Consider the following 18,120-nt stretch of genomic DNA (forward strand, 5'->3'; position numbering starts at 1 on the left):
TCACTTAAAAGGCAATATCAAAATGACCATCAATAACCCGTTCAAAAATCTGCGTATCGAATTTCACATCCTGCAATCCTTTCCCGTTACCTGCCTCAACCGCGACGACGTGGGCGCTCCTAAAACGGCCATGATCGGGGGTGTGCAGCGCGCCCGCGTCAGTTCGCAGGCATGGAAGCGGCCGGTGCGCATGGCAATGCACGAATTTGGCGCGAAACTGGGCATTCGCACCAAGCATGTTGCCGACATCGTGGCGCAGGCCTGCACTGATTCAGGCGCGTCGGCGGAGCAGGCAAATAGTTGCGGTGAAATGATCGCCTCCTATTTGAGCAAAGACACTTTGCTGTTTTTTACCATGACCGAAGCCAAGGCTTTCGCCGGGTATGCGCAGGAACAGGATTTCGATGCCAAAAAACTCAAGGATAAGGATGTGCATAAGGTCGCTAAAAAGACGTTGAATCCAGCCATCGATGGCATTGATATCGCGCTTTTCGGCCGCATGGTTGCGCAAGCGGCTGACCTGAATGTCGAGGCCGCCGCATCATTTTCACATGCGATTTCCACGCATAAAGCCAGCAATGAAGTTGAGTTTTTCACTGCCTTGGATGATCTCGCTACTGAACCGGGTTCGGCGCACATGGGCAGCCTGGAATTTAACGCCGCCACCTACTACCGTTATGTGAGCCTGGATCTGGGCCAGCTTTGGCAAACCCTGGCAGGGCAAGATCTCCCAGGCGCAGTCGAAAACTTTACCAAGGCCCTGTTTGTTGCTGTACCTGCCGCGCGGCAAGCCACCCAATCGGGTGCATCGCCATGGGAATTCGCCAAGGTGCTGGTGCGCAAGGGCCAGCGCCTGCAAGTACCATTCGAAACGGCGATCAAAGCCAAAGATGGCGGCTTTCTCCAACCAAGCATCGATGCCATGACGAGTTATTTGGCAAGGCAGGAAAAGCTGCACGGCAGTCTGTTCGGCAAGCAGGCCGAATACACTTATGGGCAGAACGACAGCTTCAATATCGACGATTTGATTGCTGCACTCAAGCAGCATTCTGCAGGCAGCGTTGCCAGGGAAGAGGCAAATGCATAACCCTTATTTATTGTTGTGGCTGGAAGCGCCGTTGCAGTCCTGGGGTTTCGACTCAAAATTCGGGCGGCGGGATACTCTGGCTTTCCCGACCAAGTCGGGACTGCTAGGCCTGGTATGCGCCGCACTCGGTGCGGACGGCGAACAAAAAGCGCTTTTGGCCGAGTTTGCCGCACTCGGCCAAACCGTGGTTTCTTTTACACGCTGTAAACAGGCGGTAGGTGGGGTCACCAAACAAGATCGGGAACCCTTGTTGCGGGATTTCCACATGGTCGGCAGTGGTTATGACGACCAGGACCCATGGGCCAGTTTGCTTATCCCCAAAACCAGGGAAGGCAAGAAGGCGGTGGGCGGCGGCACCAAAATGACCTACCGATACTATTTACAGGATGCCGCCTTTGCAGTGGTGTTGGAAGTGCCCATTGATAAAGTCGAAACCATTGCACAAGCCCTGCAAGATCCCGCTTGGGATATTTATCTCGGACGCAAGAGCTGCGTCCCGACCGACTTCATTTATCGCGGAACCTTCGACAGCGAAGCCGCGGCCCTGGAAAAAGCGCACTCCATTGCCTGGCAAAAAAACCGTATCGAGGATTTTCGGGTACTGCACGGCGCATCTGGTGAAGCTGACGCGGATGAGGTTTTCACCATCAATGATGTTCCCTTGCAGTTCGGTGACGACAAACGCTACGGCGACCGCCAAGTGAGCGTAATCAATGCCGGATGAAATCACGCCATCGAAGTCATCGTCCAATCGCCTCCTCATCAAGGTAACCCGCGAGAGCCTGCCGCAGGTCAAAGACAAATATCCATTCATCTATCTGGAGCGGGGGCGACTGGAAATCGATGACTCCAGTGTCAAATGGATAGACTGCGAAGCCAATGTCGTACGTTTGCCGATCGCCACACTCAACTGCCTATTATTGGGTCCCGGCACCAGCATTACCCACGAAGCGGTAAAAGTTATCGCGCAATCCAATTGCGGCGTGTGCTGGGTGGGAGAGGACAGCCTCCTCTTTTATGCCAGCGGACAAGCCCCGGCCGCCGATACACGCAACATGCGCGCACAACTCAAACTTTCCGCCGACCCGAAAAAATCGGTGGAAGTCGCGCGACGCATGTTCGCCCGGCGTTTTTCAGATGTGGATTTGACTGGCAAATCCCTGCAGGAAATGATGGGAATGGAAGGTTACCGCGTGCGTGCATTATATGAGCAGAACGGGCAGAAGTACGGCGTGGGCTGGAAAGGGCGCAGCTTTACCCCAGGTAAATTCGAAATGGGCGACATTACCAATCAGGTGCTCACTGCCAGCAATGCCGCGCTTTACGGAATATTAAGTTCAGCCGTGCATAGCATGGGCTACTCGCCACATATCGGCTTTATTCATTCCGGCAGTCCGTTGCCATTTGTTTATGACCTGGCCGATTTATATAAGGAGCATCTTTGTATCGATTTGGCTTTTTCGCTCACGCTCGAGATGGCTGGACGATACAACAAGCACACGGTATCCGCCGCTTTTCGCCAGCGTGTCATTGAAGCAGATTTGTTGAGCAAAATAGGCCAGGACATCGAGACCATGTTAGGAGTGAAAAATGCTCGTAGTGATCGCCAATGATTTACCGCCTGCCGTGCGCGGGCGGATGAAACTCTGGTTTATTGAACCACGCCCCAATGTATTCGTTTCCGGCGTCAAGGACGCCGTTGCCAGAAAAGTTGTGGACTATTTGCACGATCATTGCCCTCACGAAAGCGGCTTGATGGTTTTTCGCCGTATTCCGGAAACCCCAGGTTATGAAATTCATGGCATCGGTGATACCAAGCGCGATCTCATCGAGATATCCGGTTTGCAATTGGTGATCGAGAAACAAATACTGTCCGGGCCAGCGAGCTAAATTATTAAATTTGCATGCGAGCTGTTTTAGGAGGCTCGTTACAAAACACAACTGGTACCGTTTTAGTAATGCTCATTAACAATTTGTAGGTGTCTTCCCCACGCCCGTGGGGGTGTTTCCATCATGGAATTTGCAATGGAAACAACCGCGGAGTCTTCCCCACGCCCGTGGGGGTGTTTCTCATTAGCACTCGCCCTCACAGCGTCCAAACTGGTCTTCCCCACGCCCGTGGGGGTGTTTCTACTGTATGGGTTTTGACCGCCATTTCTAAATCGTCTTCCCCACGCCCGTGGGGGTGTTTCTAATCGTATGCATTATTTTTTAAACCGGGAAAAGTCTTCCCCACGCCCGTGGGGGTGTTTCTCGCTGAAGAGCTATCAGACGTAACCAGCCAAGGTCTTCCCCACGCCCGTGGGGGTGTTTCTAATTCACGAACGATAATTTCAGCCCCTCAGATGTCTTCCCCACGCCCGTGGGGGTGTTTCTAAACGTAGTGGTGGCACCCGCCAATTCGAAAAGTCTTCCCCACGCCCGTGGGGGTGTTTCTAATCGTATGCATTATTTTTTAAACCGGGAAAAGTCTTCCCCACGCCCGTGGGGGTGTTTCCTAAAACAGGATTAGACTTTTACCAGAAGGATGGTCTTCCCCACGCCCGTGGGGGTGTTTCCTCGACAAACACGAACGAGTCATGGTACAAATAGTCTTCCCCACGCCCGTGGGGGTGTTTCCTTTCCATAGCAGCTATTGAGAATGAACTTAGAGTCTTCCCCACGCCCGTGGGGGTGTTTCCGTACATTATCTATGCCCATAATGGGGGAAAGTGTCTTCCCCACGCCCGTGGGGGTGTTTCTGGAGCCGCTCGCCTTCGTGGTAATGTCACAAGGTCTTCCCCACGCCCGTGGGGGTGTTTCCTGCAATTGGCAATGCGTCCGAGTTCGTGGTTTGTCTTCCCCACGCCCGTGGGGGTGTTTCCCACTTCCCCCGAGTCAGCGCCGGAAAAGGTAAGTCTTCCCCACGCCCGTGGGGGTGTTTCTGTTATAGGTTAGGTTAGAGTATTTATACGCGCGTCTTCCCCACGCCCGTGGGGGTGTTTCCCAGCGGGGGGAGTCTTTCACGCTGGCTGAGCTGTCTTCCCCACGCCCGTGGGGGTGTTTCTCAATCGGGCCATAGCGGTCATGGAATGGGTCCGTCTTCCCCACGCCCGTGGGGGTGTTTCCATGGACATTATCCGGACAATGCGCGAGGGGTTGTCTTCCCCACGCCCGTGGGGGTGTTTCCGGTATATGACTGGATCTCCTTGAGGGTATTTTAGTCTTCCCCACGCCCGTGGGGGTGTTTCCCTTCTTTCTTCGGATTTACCCTCAGCCTGTTCGTCTTCCCCACGCCCGTGGGGGTGTTTCTGATGAGCCTTATAAGTTTGGCCGAGCCACTATGTCTTCCCCACGCCCGTGGGGGTGTTTCCTTTGAATTGCAAGTAAGGCTAGTAATGCTTCCGTCTTCCCCACGCCCGTGGGGGTGTTTCCGCTTTCTATTGATGCGTCGCGTATTGTAAGTCGTCTTCCCCACGCCCGTGGGGGTGTTTCCCGAGTAGTCTTAAACCTTTTATTTTACGGAGAGTCTTCCCCACGCCCGTGGGGGTGTTTCCATCAGATGAGCAGGCTCCATTTTCTTACCGCCGTCTTCCCCACGCCCGTGGGGGTGTTTCCCCATCTGATTCTTGCTTGTTTGTAGGCTGTCCGTCTTCCCCACGCCCGTGGGGGTGTTTCTCGCCTCAGAAGGGTCAAGCGGATTGATACCCAGTCTTCCCCACGCCCGTGGGGGTGTTTCTTTCAGAAGCTCGGCCCTGGACGTGATGCGTTTGTCTTCCCCACGCCCGTGGGGGTGTTTCTTTTGTAGTCATAAAACTCGTTCGGATTCTGACGTCTTCCCCACGCCCGTGGGGGTGTTTCCTCCTGAGAACCGGCCTCCGTCATCTTCGGAAAGTCTTCCCCACGCCCGTGGGGGTGTTTCCGTATTTCATTCAAGGCCACAAGGCCTCCGTTAGTCTTCCCCACGCCCGTGGGGGTGTTTCCTATCAGGCCGTGTGGATAGCCGGAATTGTTTCGTCTTCCCCACGCCCGTGGGGGTGTTTCCTTATGAAGGCAAGAAACGGGCTCGTATCGTGGGTCTTCCCCACGCCCGTGGGGGTGTTTCGCCGAGTTCCTTTAAGGAGGCAGTTATGGATTGTCTTCCCCACGCCCGTGGGGGTGTTTCCAAGGCGGGGCGGGTGTAGGCGCCTGGAGGGAAGTCTTCCCCACGCCCGTGGGGGTGTTTCCAGCGCAGCCCCGCCAAGCAAAAGCGTGGTGGTGTCTTCCCCACGCCCGTGGGGGTGTTTCTCGTCCATGCTCTCCCCCGAAAAACGGGACTGGGTCTTCCCCACGCCCGTGGGGGTGTTTCTTAGGTAAGCATAAGATTCGTGACTCTTATGCGGTCTTCCCCACGCCCGTGGGGGTGTTTCCGTTGTCTTACCTGATTCTGTGACGCCGCAAATGTCTTCCCCACGCCCGTGGGGGTGTTTCCCGATAGTTACATCCTGCGCAGTGTCTCCATTGGTCTTCCCCACGCCCGTGGGGGTGTTTCCGGTGGCATCCGGTCTGGTGGTGGTGATGGGCCGTCTTCCCCACGCCCGTGGGGGTGTTTCTATTATGAGGTTTCATTATGAAAATAAAGAATCGTCTTCCCCACGCCCGTGGGGGTGTTTCCGCCAAGGGATTCTCACCAATACCTTAACGGGGGTCTTCCCCACGCCCGTGGGGGTGTTTCTTACCGCTTACTGCTCACTCGGTTGAATGAGCAGTCTTCCCCACGCCCGTGGGGGTGTTTCTGCGTAAAGGAAAGAAAGCCGCCGGTCTTAGCAGTCTTCCCCACGCCCGTGGGGGTGTTTCCCGAAGAACCTGAGGAAGAAGCCGAAGAAGAGCGTCTTCCCCACGCCCGTGGGGGTGTTTCCAAGAATCACATGCTTTGCTGAATCTTGGTGCGTCTTCCCCACGCCCGTGGGGGTGTTTCCCTTTTTCCGGGTTGCGCCTGATTTTCTATCAGGTCTTCCCCACGCCCGTGGGGGTGTTTCTGGGTGAACGGAAAAGAACGTTTCTTGCGCTTCGTCTTCCCCACGCCCGTGGGGGTGTTTCTGCTTTGCTATCACTCAGCAGCGCATCGATGGCGTCTTCCCCACGCCCGTGGGGGTGTTTCTAGAGTCAGTCCTTCCATGATTATTTTCCTTTAGTCTTCCCCACGCCCGTGGGGGTGTTTCTAATTAATTCCCGTTTGGTCGAAGCTAAATTAGGTCTTCCCCACGCCCGTGGGGGTGTTTCCATTGCACCGTCGAAGCGCAAGAAACGCTCTTTGTCTTCCCCACGCCCGTGGGGGTGTTTCTTATTCCAGCTCGAGGCTATCGTTACTTGATGAGTCTTCCCCACGCCCGTGGGGGTGTTTCCACCCGCCTGCAGACCATTGCGCTCATCCATGCAGTCTTCCCCACGCCCGTGGGGGTGTTTCCACTTGCAGCTCGAGCGCTTCCAGATCTGTAAGGTCTTCCCCACGCCCGTGGGGGTGTTTCCGGATTGCGTTTATACGTTTGAGCTGGTGAGCGGTCTTCCCCACGCCCGTGGGGGTGTTTCTTCGCCTGACGCCTTGCGCCTGGGCGTGCCATCGTCTTCCCCACGCCCGTGGGGGTGTTTCTGTTGCCACGCGCATCCCCATATATGCCAACAGGTCTTCCCCACGCCCGTGGGGGTGTTTCTGCGGAGTTCCATCATGTTGCGGCTCAGCCACGGTCTTCCCCACGCCCGTGGGGGTGTTTCCTGCGATCCACCGGTCAATAGCATGTAGGCGCCGTCTTCCCCACGCCCGTGGGGGTGTTTCTATCACTGTCGAGGTGACAATTGCTGGCGCCACGTCTTCCCCACGCCCGTGGGGGTGTTTCCAGGCTGGAGAGGGAAAGGAACGCCGCCGCAGGGTCTTCCCCACGCCCGTGGGGGTGTTTCTATTACAACGATCTCTACGAGATCTCAATTAAGGTCTTCCCCACGCCCGTGGGGGTGTTTCCTACAGTCTGAGGCAAGTGACCGACGAGAACGGCGTCTTCCCCACGCCCGTGGGGGTGTTTCCGAAAAATAAAACGTTAATCGAAGCAGGTTTTTGTCTTCCCCACGCCCCTGGGGGTGTTTCCCAAAAAGCAAGGCGCGGGTCATGATCGAGTTCGTCTTCCCCACGCCCGTGGGGGTGTTTCTTACAGTCTTGACGGCGGGTGATGCTCTTTGCGTCTTCCCCACGCCCCGTGGGGGTGTTTCTATCCCTTTTGCCGCACGTGCAGCATACTCGACGTCTTCCTTACGCCCGTAATTTCTATGCGCATACTGTGCTACGCTTGTGAGTGCGAGCGCGACGAACGGAAAATCGGGTTCCGTTCACTTGGTTGCCATGTATGGGGGTCTGCCGTTCCCCCGCGCTCGCACCCTCATCTAACCACCTTGTAACGATCGCCTTTTATCCCGCCCGCAATTGCATCCGACAACAGCTTGAACGCTGTCCGCGCACTGTTTACAACTTTCCCTTTTGTGCGGTAGTTCAGTGACAGCACCAATTTGATTTTGCGCTTATCGGGGGACGGCAGAATATAAAGAAGATTCTCCGTCTCTGTGTCAAACAGCACCTGTTCCGGCACGGCCATTGCGTGCGACAGCGCCTTCCGTTACCGTCCCCCGCCCGTGGAGGGTGTTTCCGTGAAGTTTGAGAATCGCGATCACCAACTGGCGGATGCTGCGCTGGCCGGAAAGCGTCGCGGAACTGATACAGCAGAGGATATACGAGGGCAAGTCTCAGCACTATCTCTCGCAGATGCACTTTACATGAAACTTTGCTATAGCCAAGGTGTATTACACACCTCTGACGACCGATCCAAAAACCGACTTCCTCGGGCTTTTATTGCCCTGCTTATACTGTTTTTTAAGGTCCCAGCAGATTGGTTGCCAGTCCGTATGCTACCCAGCCAGTCCAGTATAAAAGAACAGAGTTGTAACAAAATAATAAAATCTTCTCCATCGTCTGCCCCTCCTTCTGAAGGTCGATCAAAACGTCATCATTTTGATTTTTCCCAATTGCATCTGTGCGTTACATCGCATAAACCACGTACCGGACCCGGGAATAGGCAGGCATATCGGCTGCTTCTAAAAAATAGGGAATTGCTAAAGGCCATCCATTGCCACCTCAAAACCATCCTTGATATCGCTCCTTTTATCACTCCTTTTTGAATTTTTCAGCACAGAAGCAGACGGTCTTTTCGATAAGCATCAAGCAATTATCATACCCAAGGCCCATGGAGCATACTTTTTCTTGTAGGCACTTACTCGGAATTGCGGAGCCAGATGCTGCAGGTGCAACCGGTGATACCCGATGGCTTTATCTCCTCATTCGTTTTTTTTATCTTTTCGGCAAAATTATTTTCCATTTGCCGAATAATTTACTGCCCAATAGACGCATACCGGGCTGTAAACCGTCAGGACTACGCGTCGAATCAAAATTTGGAATAAACGATTTGTTGTAGTTCTCACCGGCATTTTCTCCTGTTGACGCATCTCTTGTAATTCTCGTCTATATTTCTTCTATCAGTCTTACGCGCACCGCATGTTCGGATCCCAATCGCTCAACCAAGGTGGCTGAGCAATCAGCCACCTATGAATCGGCAGTCGACCTTGCCGTTGTCGGCGAGTTCCGCGATAGCTGGCTCTTTACCGTTTTTGGCTAATATTTCCGGGGAGGCTGCATGAAAAAATATCTCATCAACTGGGTTGTGTTCGCCGCTTTAGCCGTTTGGTCTTCTTATCCGGCACTGGCCGACACGGCTGCGAATTCAGCTATCGGCCATAGCAAGGCCCCGATTTTTTTAAATAAGGAAAAAATCGTCTTTAATCTGGAAACGGACTTTGTTGATTTATGGAAGCACCGCGCACCCGCCAACGCAGAGGTGCCAGAGGAAGTAAAACAGTTTGAAACGCCTGGACGTCTCACTTGGGAAGACAGGACCGGCAAGCATGATCTTCCGGTACTCGTGCGATTGCGAGGCAATACCAGCCAGTCTGAATTGCAATGTCCATTTCCGAAGATGACCCTGAATTTTGAAAAAGATCAGGCGACAGACGAAAGAGTTTCGAAAGGAACGTTGTTCGATGGTCTGAAATCTATCGGGATAGGCACCCATTGTGGCGGCAAACCCGGCGCTTCAGTACGATTCCGCCGCGTTTGGGGAGGCCAGTCGCCGCATCGGGAAGCCCTGGTATATAAAGTACAGGAACTCCTTTCCATTCCGGGTTATCAAGCTTCAGCGACAACCTTCAGCTATATCGACCGCAACACCGGCAGGGGACCGGTTGAGCCGCAGCCCAGCGGATTTGCCGTGAACCGCCCGATGTCCGCTTTTTTTCTGGAGAACATCAAAACCTTTGTGAAATATGCGGATGGGAGAGAGATCCGGTCCGCCGATGCCCGCCTTAAAGATACAGACAAGCTATACATTTTCACAAGCATTGCCAATGCTCCAAAAGATGCGCGCGCTGCCGGCTCGGTAATCGACCCCATTGATCCCAAAACCATCATTCGTCTCATGTTGTTCCAGGCGCTGGTCGGAAATTATGATTGGCATTTGCGTATTTCCTCAGATGATTCCGACGACTCCAGCAGCCTCTGGAATATTAAAGTTGTCGAAGCGGGTCATAAGTGGATCGTTTTTCCTTATGACTATGATTTATCCGGATGGGTAAAGTTGGATAATTCCCCTCCAGAACTGCCCAGTTTCGATAACGATTTCTACAAGCCGGCTGATATTTCCATGGTCGTGACGGAATTCAAGGAAAAACGCCCTGATATCGAGGCCCTGGTGGATGATTTGGCCAACGAAGATCAAAGTGGAGCAAGAAGCATAAAAGAACAGATCAAATCTTTTTACAAAGCGTTGGATTGGATAGAGATTCCGGTCACTAACCCTTAGCCAGCAAAAAAATATCTGTGTTGTGACTAAAGTCTTGAACAGGACATCCGTTGACTCAGACCTGGCGTTAAAAAAAGCACCGCCAGGATTTCAGCACCATAGCCGTTCCGCTCGGCCCAGCAATACCGGGTTCCTCTACCGTGTAAGAAAATTTCCTACACGAATCCCCAGCAGTTTCCTACACGCAAATCGGATGGATTCGGGTTTTTCCGCGTCGTGCAACCCTGCACAATTCAGGCATTACAACGATGGAGGAAAAATGAAAGCTTACGAACTGACATCCGAAATCAAGGAGCTCAACCTGACCTACCTGATGCTGGCCCAGCAGATGGTCATCGCGGATAAGGATATGGCGATCTTCCGGTTGGGGATAAGCAAGGATATCGCTGAAATACTGGAGGTTTTGACGCCCGGACAGATACTCAAGCTCTCCAATTCCAATATGATGCTGTGCCGTATACGTTTCGATGACAGCCTGATCTTCGGCATGCTTGCCAATTACAGTAAAGGCAAAACCATGGCTCAGTCCCATGCGACGATTCTGTTGGCGGGTCAGCCTGTAGAAGAAATTTCCTGATATCGGGTCAATTCCTGGCATCAGGAAAATTCCCCGATCGAAGATATTTCCCGAATTACCGGATACTGGACATTGGAGCGTCATCATGCGTAAAAAGAGCGTCGTATCGGAAGCCCGCGAGATTCAGGCCTCGATCGAGATGATCGACCTGGGTGCCCGCCTGCAATTGCTGGAGAGCGAAACCAGCCTGAGCCGGGAGCGTCTTATCAAGCTCTACAAGGAATTGAAAGGCGTTTCCCCTCCTAAAGGGATGCTGCCCTTTTCCGCCGATTGGTTTCTGACTTGGCAGCCCAACATTCATTCTTCCGTATTTGCCGATATTTACCGCTACCTGATCACGCACGCCGATTGCCGTGGTATCAAAGCCATCATCAAAAGCTACAAACTCTACCTGGAGCATTGCGAGATAAGCGAAATGGAGCCGGTGTTGAGCCTGACTCGCGCCTGGACACTGGTGCGCTTCTTCGAGGGCAAGATTCTGCAAACCGCACCGTGCGTACAGTGCGGCGGACACTTCGTCGTACATGCCAATGACCTTCATCACCGCTACGTGTGCGGATTATGCAACACGCCGTCACGCGCCGGTAAAACCAATAAACCACGGGCACAAACGTTCACTGCGGTGCTCGCCTAGCTGTAACAACCTGCATTTGAAACCGCCCCAACCAGCATTCAGCGCGATTTTGAGCCAGAAATGACTGCATCTGTCGGCCCCGGCAAACCGGTATTAACTGCAAATGAACCTGCATTCAGCCGCATCGACCTGCATTCCATCGGCGCAAACCAGAAATAAGTGCGACTGACGCGGTTTATTGCATGGTCAGCTTGCACTTTGCGTCTCTCTCGCGCGGCGTCCGATTGGGTAGGGTATTACTGGGGTTATTCAATTGCTCTCTGATCCACCACGAGCCTTATGATTACTCTATTTTAGGGGGTAGTGTGCACATAGCTGCAAAAACCGCCACGTAATTTTGGGGTTACTGAAGCTTATGCTGCTAACGCAAAATCAGCTTCGATTGGGAGCCGTTTACTCATATCCAGATCAAATTGGCCATAGGGATTCACATGGCTATATATCAGCGGTGACAATGCTCTCAAATCCACAGCATTCATCCTATTACGCTACGATTTCTCCGATAATACGCGCTGAATCATCAAAGTATTGACGTACACTAAGCATAACTGCAGCAAGTGCAGCGACAATACCGACAGTTCCTGGTCTTCCAGCCGGTTAGGCGACCTCGCCGCTCTTGCCGTAAAAGATGAATCCATTGGTACTGTTCCAGTTCTCGACGACGTTCAATCCCTCGTGAATCTCGCGCCGTAGCGCCTCCGAATCGATATACCGGCACAGGAAAACGGTTTTTAGAACCTTGCCAAGTTCCGTTAACGCCTGATAAGTCGGATGTTGCAGGTTGCCGCGCGTGAAGCGGCGTAGAATGCCATTCAGTTATCAAATTTTGATCCCACGAACCAAATTTCTTCGAGTCTGACGCGCAGGTGGTCGTGCCTTCGTCCCATATTTCCGGCAGACGTACAGCGAAAGTCGCATTGGCAACTCGGGCGATCGCTGCACGCAGCGTGTTGTTTTGAATAAAACGATAGCAACAGAGGATCGCAATACATCTCCATTCGCTATACGGAACGCCTTGCCCAAGTTGGGATTGAGCCTTCCGTAGGCAGTCGGGGAGACAGCTATGACAACGCCTTGGCTGAGTCAGTCAACGGACTGTACAAGACCGAGCTGATCCATCGCCGAGCACCCTGGAAAACCAAGACCGCTGTGGAGCTGGCGACCTTGGAATGGGTATCCTGGTTTAACCACCATCGGTTACTCGAACCTATCGGTTACATTCCGCCGGCTGAAGCTGAGATAAACTATTATCAGCAACTGGCTGAAAAAACCACGCTAGAAGTTTAACTTAAACCAAACAGCCTCCATGAAAGCCGGGGCGGTTCATCTTGAATTATTAGTGCCACCAGAGTAACACCTCCGCGCCGTGCGATGCAAATCTGCCCTCACAGTCTATTAATTAGCTCCAACAGACGCCCATGCGCGTTCTCCACTTTATCGATATTGCCGATTGCTGGCGTACAGCTTTGCCGTCCCCAAAGAGCTTTGAGCGTTCGAATCACAGTCGGTTTATTTACGGGAGAAAGCACCGGAATCGCTTGCCCGTCGACCCACCACCTGTACATACAACTAATCGTCTTTTATCGTATGCTTGTTAATTTATTGCTGAGAGATGTAGTATGCGAATATGGTTTAGCTAGTGGTTAATGATAGTTCCTTATAACCATATAGCCGAGCCCAGATATTATTTTGGCTAAATAGACGACACGGCAATATTCAAGTAGTTTTTTCAATCGTTGTAGCGTGATCAAGAGGGTTCAATGAGCGCTAAATCAATATTCATCATGGGGGCCTTACTTATCTACGGAAGCCTTGCCAAAGCCAGTGGCTATACCTTCACCCATCTTAGTAACCTAGGTGGGACATTCAGTTATGCCTCTGCCATCAATAATGGCGGGCAGGTTGCAGGTTACTCTGCTATTACCAATAACGTTGCCCGGCATGCCGTTCTATGGAGCGGCAACGCTGTGATTGATTTACACATGTCCGGTAACGGTGGATCCAGTTCAGCTTTTGCGATCAATGATGCCGGCCAAATAGCAGGAGCTTCCAATCATCACGCCACTCTTTGGAATGGCACCACTGCAATCGATTTGGGCACGCTCGGCGGGACGACTAGCGTCGCTTATGGCATCAACAACGCCGGCCAGGTCGCTGGTTATTCCGATACAACTGGTAACGTTGCCCAACACGCCACAGTGTGGAATGGCACCACGGCAATCGACTTGGGCACGCTGGGTGGGAACAATAGTTTAGCTGGCTCCATCAACGATGCTGGCCAAGTGGTGGGATCGGCCACTACGTATCCCAATACTATTGGCGTTCATTCCATTCACGCCACCGTGTGGAATGGCACGACGGCGACTGATCTGGGTCCGCAGGGGGGGAGGTATGGGAATTTTAGTTCAGCCTTCGCCATCAACAGTGCCGGGCAAGTTGTAGGAGATGCTGATCTCCAGGCCGCTTTATGGAATGGCGCTACGATGACTAAACTGGATACGCTGAGTGGTGCTACTACCAGCCAGGCTTTTGACATCAACAACGCTGGCATAGTGGTAGGAACTTCCTGGAATAATACTGATCATCATGCCACCCTCTGGAACGGCACTGCCGCAACGGACCTCAACAGTTTTCTAGACGCTGCTTCTGTACGCGATGGGTGGGTTCTCGTTCAAGCAACTGGCATCAACGACAACGGATCGATTGTGGGGGAAGCATATAACTCCAAGTTAAATGGAAATCAGGCATTCCTGCTGACCCCAGATGGGATAAGCCCCAACGATCCAATCATGCCAACAACATATCTGACGAGTGGTTGGGGATTCGACTTCGCAATACCGTCCTACACTATTTATCTTGATCCGCTAGTAGCCACCGGCTACGACTATATTTTGGATTCCGGACCGAACTTCCAGTCAGTATTGCTCCCCAGCATTGGGGATAACCAGTTTGGCCTTTATCTATGGAATGGCACCACCTGGACATTCGATTCAGTAATAAATGCTGGTACCGAACATTCTTTCGGCAGTATGGGAGTGGATCGTTTTCGCATTGCAGGCATCGAAACCAGCGCGGGACTTGATCCAAATTCCCCCACTGCGTTCGTTACTGGACTGACTTTTGCAGGTACGGGAGAGGCCAGCATGCGCATGATCCCACTTACCCAAGAAGTTGGTGTGGTTCCAGAACCGGAAACTTACGCGATGCTTTTGGGCGGCCTGGGTTTGTTGGGTTTTATGGTGCGTCGTCGCAAGACCTCTTAACCAAAGTCGATCCGGAGCTAACGAGAGAATTTGATGGATCTGACGATTTTCTATGAAGAGTTGTGATAGAGCAGCCTGAAGTGGTCATCGCTGTCTCAAGGCGGTAAGTTTAGGCCTAGACGTTATGATTTCTCTCCCATAGGGAGTAATGTAAGCCATCGTAAGGAGAATACAATGTCAGAAAATGCTATTGAATTACGTCCCAGCGAAACTGCGGAACCTAGCGAACCTTCCTTGCCTAATTTCTCAATGCTATCGACTTTACAGCTTGTGGCCGCAGTTTTGCAATTTCCTGTTCGGGTACGCTTATTCAATGATGCGACACTGGCAACCAGAATGAGAAAGAATGTTTCCATGGAACGATTCATGTCAACAGTAGACCCCGCCAGATTAGCTTGGTTTTGCATACTGTCTCTTCTCTTTCTTGGGAGACCGTCTTACGCAACAACGTTTACTGAAACTGGCGATGCTGGGAACGTTCCAAATACTGCCCAGGTAACGGCTGGGGTTGAACCACTCATGGAAATTGCTGGAACATTGAGTCCGACGAGTGGAGATGGCCAAGATATGTATCTAATACATATCGATGGTGGCGGAACGTTTTCAGCCACCACGGTTGGTGGAGTGGCAGGTTTTGACAGCGAATTATTTCTTTTCGGCATAAATAGAAAGGGTATTTATGCAAATGATGACGTAGTGGGTTACGATGCTCCGGCAACCCTCCCAGCTGGCCATGCGCTCACACCAATTACTTCCGGTGACTATTATCTAGCGATTACGCAGTGTTGCTCCGAACCTACTAGTTCAGGCGGTCAAATCTTTCCGGTTTCAGATACTTTCAATAATCACAATAGTGACGTAAATGGTCCGACCGGAGCAGGAGGCGCGTTATCGATTACCGGGTATTCGGGCGCGTATGAGGACTTTCCTGGAGGCGGCTCTTATCGCGTGTTTCTTACAGGCGCTCATGCGGCGGCGGTCGTACCGGAACCAAAAGCATTCGCGTTAATGCTTGCTGGGTTAGGAATGGTGGGTTTGTTCGCGCGACGTCGCTCCAGAACCGCTTAAACAGATTTAAGCCAAGCTTGATCATTAGACCTTCCAGCAAAATCCTGTCCTTTTACTTTTTGCTTGTCTTTCAATAGGAGAGCTTACGAACTTAACAAGGTGGTGGCATCAAAATTGTGAAATTCAACCCATCATAAAATATGTTATCAAGGGTAAATGCAGTCGCAATTATTCCTGGTTCGCGAAAATCAAATGCAGGTCGGCCCGGCTGAATGCAGGTTCATTTGCAGTTAATCCCGGTTTCGGGGGTGGATAGTCGTAGTTATTCCTGGCTCAAAATTTTGTTGAATGCTGGTCGGCGCTATTTCAAAAGCAGGTTGCTACACCTAGCAGTCTGCCGGCTTGAAGAATCGCAGCAAAAAATGAACCGGCCAGCCGATTTCCTTTAAGCTCGACAGGCTGCTGGCGGCCAATCTCCCGGCGTCATCGATCCGGGAGGTTCCTTTCCTCTTCTGGCTGGAATCTTTTCTTTCCCGGCACTTCTCTCTCGTTTCTCTCTCCGTTTTTCGCTACTTCCTCTCCTAAAGTTTACAGGGTTCCGGCCGTTACAAAGGTGGGGTATTTCAGTGGAATTGCCGTTGCTCCAATGCTGGTGAATCAGGCCGCATACTGCACGCAATAACCGGCAATGGCCGCCAATACCGGCAGCGCTGATTATGCAATCAGCACAACAATTCGAACTGGAGAAGTGTCGGAGATATGCTAATAATAATCGGAACTCTCGTCGTTCTCGGATCAGTATTCGGCGGGTATGCGCTTGCGGGCGGACACCTGGCCGCGCTGTTCCAGCCGGTCGAACTGCTGATTATCGGTGGCGCTGCATTGGGCGCCTTTGTATTGGGCAATACAGGCAAGGCGCAGAAAGCCACGCTCAAGGCACTGCCGAAAATCTTGGAGCGCCCGAAGTACACCAAAGCCATGTATATGGATCTCATGGCTCTGCTCTACGATCTTCTTGCCAGGGCGCGCAAGGAAGGGTTGATGTCAATAGAACACGATGTAGATGAACCCCACGAAAGCGCGATTTTTGCGAACTATCCGAATATCCTGGCGGATCAGCAGGTGCTGGAGTTCATGACAGACTATCTGCGCCTGATGGTGGGCGGCAATCTCAACGCATTCGAGCTTGAAAACCTGATGGATAACGAGATCGAGACCCATCATCAGGAAGGCGAAATACCGGTACAGTGCATTAATAAAATAGCCGATAGCATGCCGGCCTTCGGCATCGTCGCGGCGGTGATGGGCGTGGTGCATACCATGGCCTCGGTGGGCCTTCCCCCATCCGAATTAGGCATATTGATTGCCCAGGCGCTGGTCGGCACCTTTCTCGGCATTCTGCTTGGCTACGGCTTGGTAGGTCCGCTTGCCGGCGTGCTGGAGCAGAAACTCGGGGAGTCCACCAAGATATTGCAATGTATCCGGGTGACCCTGCTGTCGAGTATTAACGGCTATGCGCCGGCACTGGCGGTCGAGTTTGGCCGTAAAGTACTCTATTCGACCGAGCGGCCCAGCTTCAGCGAACTGGAAGATTGTGTCAGACAAGCTAAAATCAGATGACCGGAAGCACCCATGGCTAACCAGATTCGTCCCATTGTAATCAAAAAAATTACAAGGCGTAGCGTCCATCACGGCGGCCAATGGAAGATTGCATACGCGGATTTCGTCACCGCAATGATGGCATTTTTCCTGCTCATGTGGTTGCTCAGCACCTCCAGCAAGGCCGAACTGCAAGGCATTTCCGAGTATTTTCAGACGCCGCTGAACATCATGCCCTCAAGGGGCGATGGCACCCACGATGGCACAAGCATCATTCAGGGTGGCGGCCAGGATCTGACGCAGCAAAAGGGGCGCCTCAAGAAATACAATCCCGAGGCAGACACGAAGCCTCTCAATCTCAAGGCCGCGCAGGCCGAACTGGAGCGTCTCGATAAGCGCAGGCTCGAAGATTTGAAGGACCGGCTGGAACGACTGATAGAATCCAACGCGACCATGCGCCAGTTCAGGAAGCAACTGCTGGTGGACATTACCACTGAAGGGCTACGTATTCAGATCGTTGACGACCGGAACCGCCCGATGTTCGCGCTCGCCAGAGCTGAACTGGAACCTCATACCAGGGATATCCTGCAAAAGCTTGGCGACGTGCTGAATGAGATGCCGAACAAGGTCAGCCTCTCGGGTCATACGGACGCAACGCCCTATGCGAGCGGCGAGAAGCACTACAGCAATTGGGAACTATCGGCGGACCGGGCCAACGCCTCGCGGCGTGAACTCGTTGCGGGCGGCATGAGCGAGCAAAAGATCATGCGGGTAGTCGGTTTAAGTTCCGCTGCGCTTTTCGATAAGGATGATCCGATTAATCCCATCAACCGCCGCATCAGCATTATTGTAATGAGCAAAAAAGCCGCGGCGGCTCTTGACAAGGAAGGTAGTGAAACCAAAAAAATCAAAAGCGGCACGGTAGTGAATTCGCAAACGCTACGCCTGGCCGATAGCGGTTAAGGACCTCTAGGTCCGCCGCTGATACAAGCCGCCAGAATGTTTTAACCTGAATCGAGGTACCCGGCTGGATTCAGGTT

12 protein-coding genes, 2 pseudogenes and 1 CRISPR repeat array are annotated in these 18,120 nt (G+C 52.6%); of the genes and pseudogenes, 12 read left to right on the forward strand and 2 right to left on the reverse strand.

From position 1 onward, the window contains the following. Window positions 1-22: 22 nt before the first annotated feature. From cas7e to cas2e, 4 genes are read left to right on the forward strand one after another with little or no spacing between them, the layout of a single operon-like run. A complete protein-coding gene (cas7e, locus tag BLP78_RS11860) occupies window positions 23-1,087 on the forward strand; it encodes a type I-E CRISPR-associated protein Cas7/Cse4/CasC (RefSeq protein ID WP_090459465.1) in 1,065 nt (354 codons plus the stop codon). Continuing rightward, window positions 1,080-1,811 carry a type I-E CRISPR-associated protein Cas5/CasD gene (cas5e, locus tag BLP78_RS11865; RefSeq protein ID WP_090459467.1) on the forward strand — a complete coding sequence of 244 codons (732 nt, stop codon included), beginning with the start codon at window positions 1,080-1,082 and terminating at the stop codon, window positions 1,809-1,811. Before cas7e ends, cas5e begins: the two co-directional genes overlap by 8 nt. Next, window positions 1,801-2,700 (forward strand): type I-E CRISPR-associated endonuclease Cas1e, encoded by a 900-nt coding sequence (cas1e, locus tag BLP78_RS11870; RefSeq protein WP_090459469.1) that lies wholly within the window; start codon window positions 1,801-1,803, stop codon window positions 2,698-2,700. Before cas5e ends, cas1e begins: the two co-directional genes overlap by 11 nt. Beyond that, on the forward strand, window positions 2,678-2,977 hold the full coding sequence (cas2e, locus tag BLP78_RS11875) for a type I-E CRISPR-associated endoribonuclease Cas2e (RefSeq protein ID WP_090459471.1): 300 nt from the start codon (window positions 2,678-2,680) through the stop codon (window positions 2,975-2,977). Before cas1e ends, cas2e begins: the two co-directional genes overlap by 23 nt. 91 nt (window positions 2,978-3,068) lie before the next feature. Continuing rightward, a CRISPR array of direct repeats spans window positions 3,069-7,306; the repeat unit is 28 nt; unit sequence GTCTTCCCCACGCCCGTGGGGGTGTTTC. A gap of 167 nt (window positions 7,307-7,473) precedes the next feature. On the opposite strand, the gene BLP78_RS11880 is transcribed toward cas2e, so the two are convergent. Further along, on the reverse strand, window positions 7,474-7,686 hold the full coding sequence (locus BLP78_RS11880; RefSeq protein ID WP_090459473.1) for a hypothetical protein: 213 nt from the start codon (window positions 7,684-7,686) through the stop codon (window positions 7,474-7,476). Between the two features lie 1,092 nt (window positions 7,687-8,778). On the opposite strand from BLP78_RS11880, the gene BLP78_RS11885 reads away from it, so the two are divergent. From BLP78_RS11885 to flhC, 3 genes are all read left to right on the forward strand, one after another. Beyond that, on the forward strand, window positions 8,779-9,999 hold the full coding sequence (locus tag BLP78_RS11885) for a hypothetical protein (protein ID WP_090459475.1): 1,221 nt from the start codon (window positions 8,779-8,781) through the stop codon (window positions 9,997-9,999). A 259-nt stretch (window positions 10,000-10,258) separates the two neighbouring features. After that, the gene (gene flhD, locus BLP78_RS11890) at window positions 10,259-10,576 is read left to right on the forward strand and encodes a flagellar transcriptional regulator FlhD (protein ID WP_025039760.1); all 318 of its coding nucleotides are present in this window, start codon (window positions 10,259-10,261) and stop codon (window positions 10,574-10,576) included. An 85-nt stretch (window positions 10,577-10,661) separates the two neighbouring features. Continuing rightward, window positions 10,662-11,210 carry a flagellar transcriptional regulator FlhC gene (gene flhC / locus BLP78_RS11895; protein ID WP_025039759.1) on the forward strand — a complete coding sequence of 183 codons (549 nt, stop codon included), beginning with the start codon at window positions 10,662-10,664 and terminating at the stop codon, window positions 11,208-11,210. A 353-nt stretch (window positions 11,211-11,563) separates the two neighbouring features. Here the strand turns inward: flhC and BLP78_RS11900 are convergent. Continuing rightward, a pseudogene (locus BLP78_RS11900) lies at window positions 11,564-12,174 on the reverse strand (Tn3 family transposase); the annotation flags it as partial. A 5-nt stretch (window positions 12,175-12,179) separates the two neighbouring features. Here BLP78_RS11900 and BLP78_RS11905 point away from each other — a divergent pair. The 5 genes and pseudogenes from BLP78_RS11905 to motB all read left to right on the forward strand — a co-directional run. Then, window positions 12,180-12,497 (forward strand): annotated as a pseudogene (locus tag BLP78_RS11905) (integrase core domain-containing protein); the annotation flags it as partial. 473 nt (window positions 12,498-12,970) lie between these two features. Further along, a complete protein-coding gene (locus BLP78_RS11910; protein WP_090459477.1) occupies window positions 12,971-14,473 on the forward strand; it encodes a PEP-CTERM sorting domain-containing protein in 1,503 nt (500 codons plus the stop codon). 174 nt (window positions 14,474-14,647) lie between these two features. After that, complete coding sequence (locus BLP78_RS16065; protein ID WP_256330253.1) at window positions 14,648-15,541, forward strand: PEP-CTERM sorting domain-containing protein; 894 nt, start codon at window positions 14,648-14,650, stop codon at window positions 15,539-15,541. A 699-nt stretch (window positions 15,542-16,240) separates the two neighbouring features. Further along, complete coding sequence (motA, locus tag BLP78_RS11920; protein WP_090459480.1) at window positions 16,241-17,101, forward strand: flagellar motor stator protein MotA; 861 nt, start codon at window positions 16,241-16,243, stop codon at window positions 17,099-17,101. A 12-nt stretch (window positions 17,102-17,113) separates the two neighbouring features. Beyond that, a complete protein-coding gene (gene motB, locus BLP78_RS11925) occupies window positions 17,114-18,043 on the forward strand; it encodes a flagellar motor protein MotB (RefSeq protein WP_090459482.1) in 930 nt (309 codons plus the stop codon). Window positions 18,044-18,120: the final 77 nt, after the last annotated feature.

The organism is Nitrosospira sp. Nsp1 (assembly GCF_900100985.1).
In the GTDB taxonomy this organism is placed as follows: domain Bacteria; phylum Pseudomonadota; class Gammaproteobacteria; order Burkholderiales; family Nitrosomonadaceae; genus Nitrosospira.

Coding starts and splice junctions, on each gene's coding strand:
- cas7e (WP_090459465.1), top strand. CDS start 23: ATGACCATCAATAACCCGTTCAAAAATCTGCGTATCGAATTTCACATC.
- cas5e (WP_090459467.1), top strand. CDS start 1,080: ATGCATAACCCTTATTTATTGTTGTGGCTGGAAGCGCCGTTGCAGTCC.
- cas1e (WP_090459469.1), top strand. CDS start 1,801: ATGCCGGATGAAATCACGCCATCGAAGTCATCGTCCAATCGCCTCCTC.
- cas2e (WP_090459471.1), top strand. CDS start 2,678: ATGCTCGTAGTGATCGCCAATGATTTACCGCCTGCCGTGCGCGGGCGG.
- BLP78_RS11880 (WP_090459473.1), bottom strand. CDS start 7,686: ATGGCCGTGCCGGAACAGGTGCTGTTTGACACAGAGACGGAGAATCTT.
- BLP78_RS11885 (WP_090459475.1), top strand. CDS start 8,779: ATGAAAAAATATCTCATCAACTGGGTTGTGTTCGCCGCTTTAGCCGTT.
- flhD (WP_025039760.1), top strand. CDS start 10,259: ATGAAAGCTTACGAACTGACATCCGAAATCAAGGAGCTCAACCTGACC.
- flhC (WP_025039759.1), top strand. CDS start 10,662: ATGCGTAAAAAGAGCGTCGTATCGGAAGCCCGCGAGATTCAGGCCTCG.
- BLP78_RS11910 (WP_090459477.1), top strand. CDS start 12,971: ATGAGCGCTAAATCAATATTCATCATGGGGGCCTTACTTATCTACGGA.
- BLP78_RS16065 (WP_256330253.1), top strand. CDS start 14,648: ATGTCAGAAAATGCTATTGAATTACGTCCCAGCGAAACTGCGGAACCT.
- motA (WP_090459480.1), top strand. CDS start 16,241: ATGCTAATAATAATCGGAACTCTCGTCGTTCTCGGATCAGTATTCGGC.
- motB (WP_090459482.1), top strand. CDS start 17,114: ATGGCTAACCAGATTCGTCCCATTGTAATCAAAAAAATTACAAGGCGT.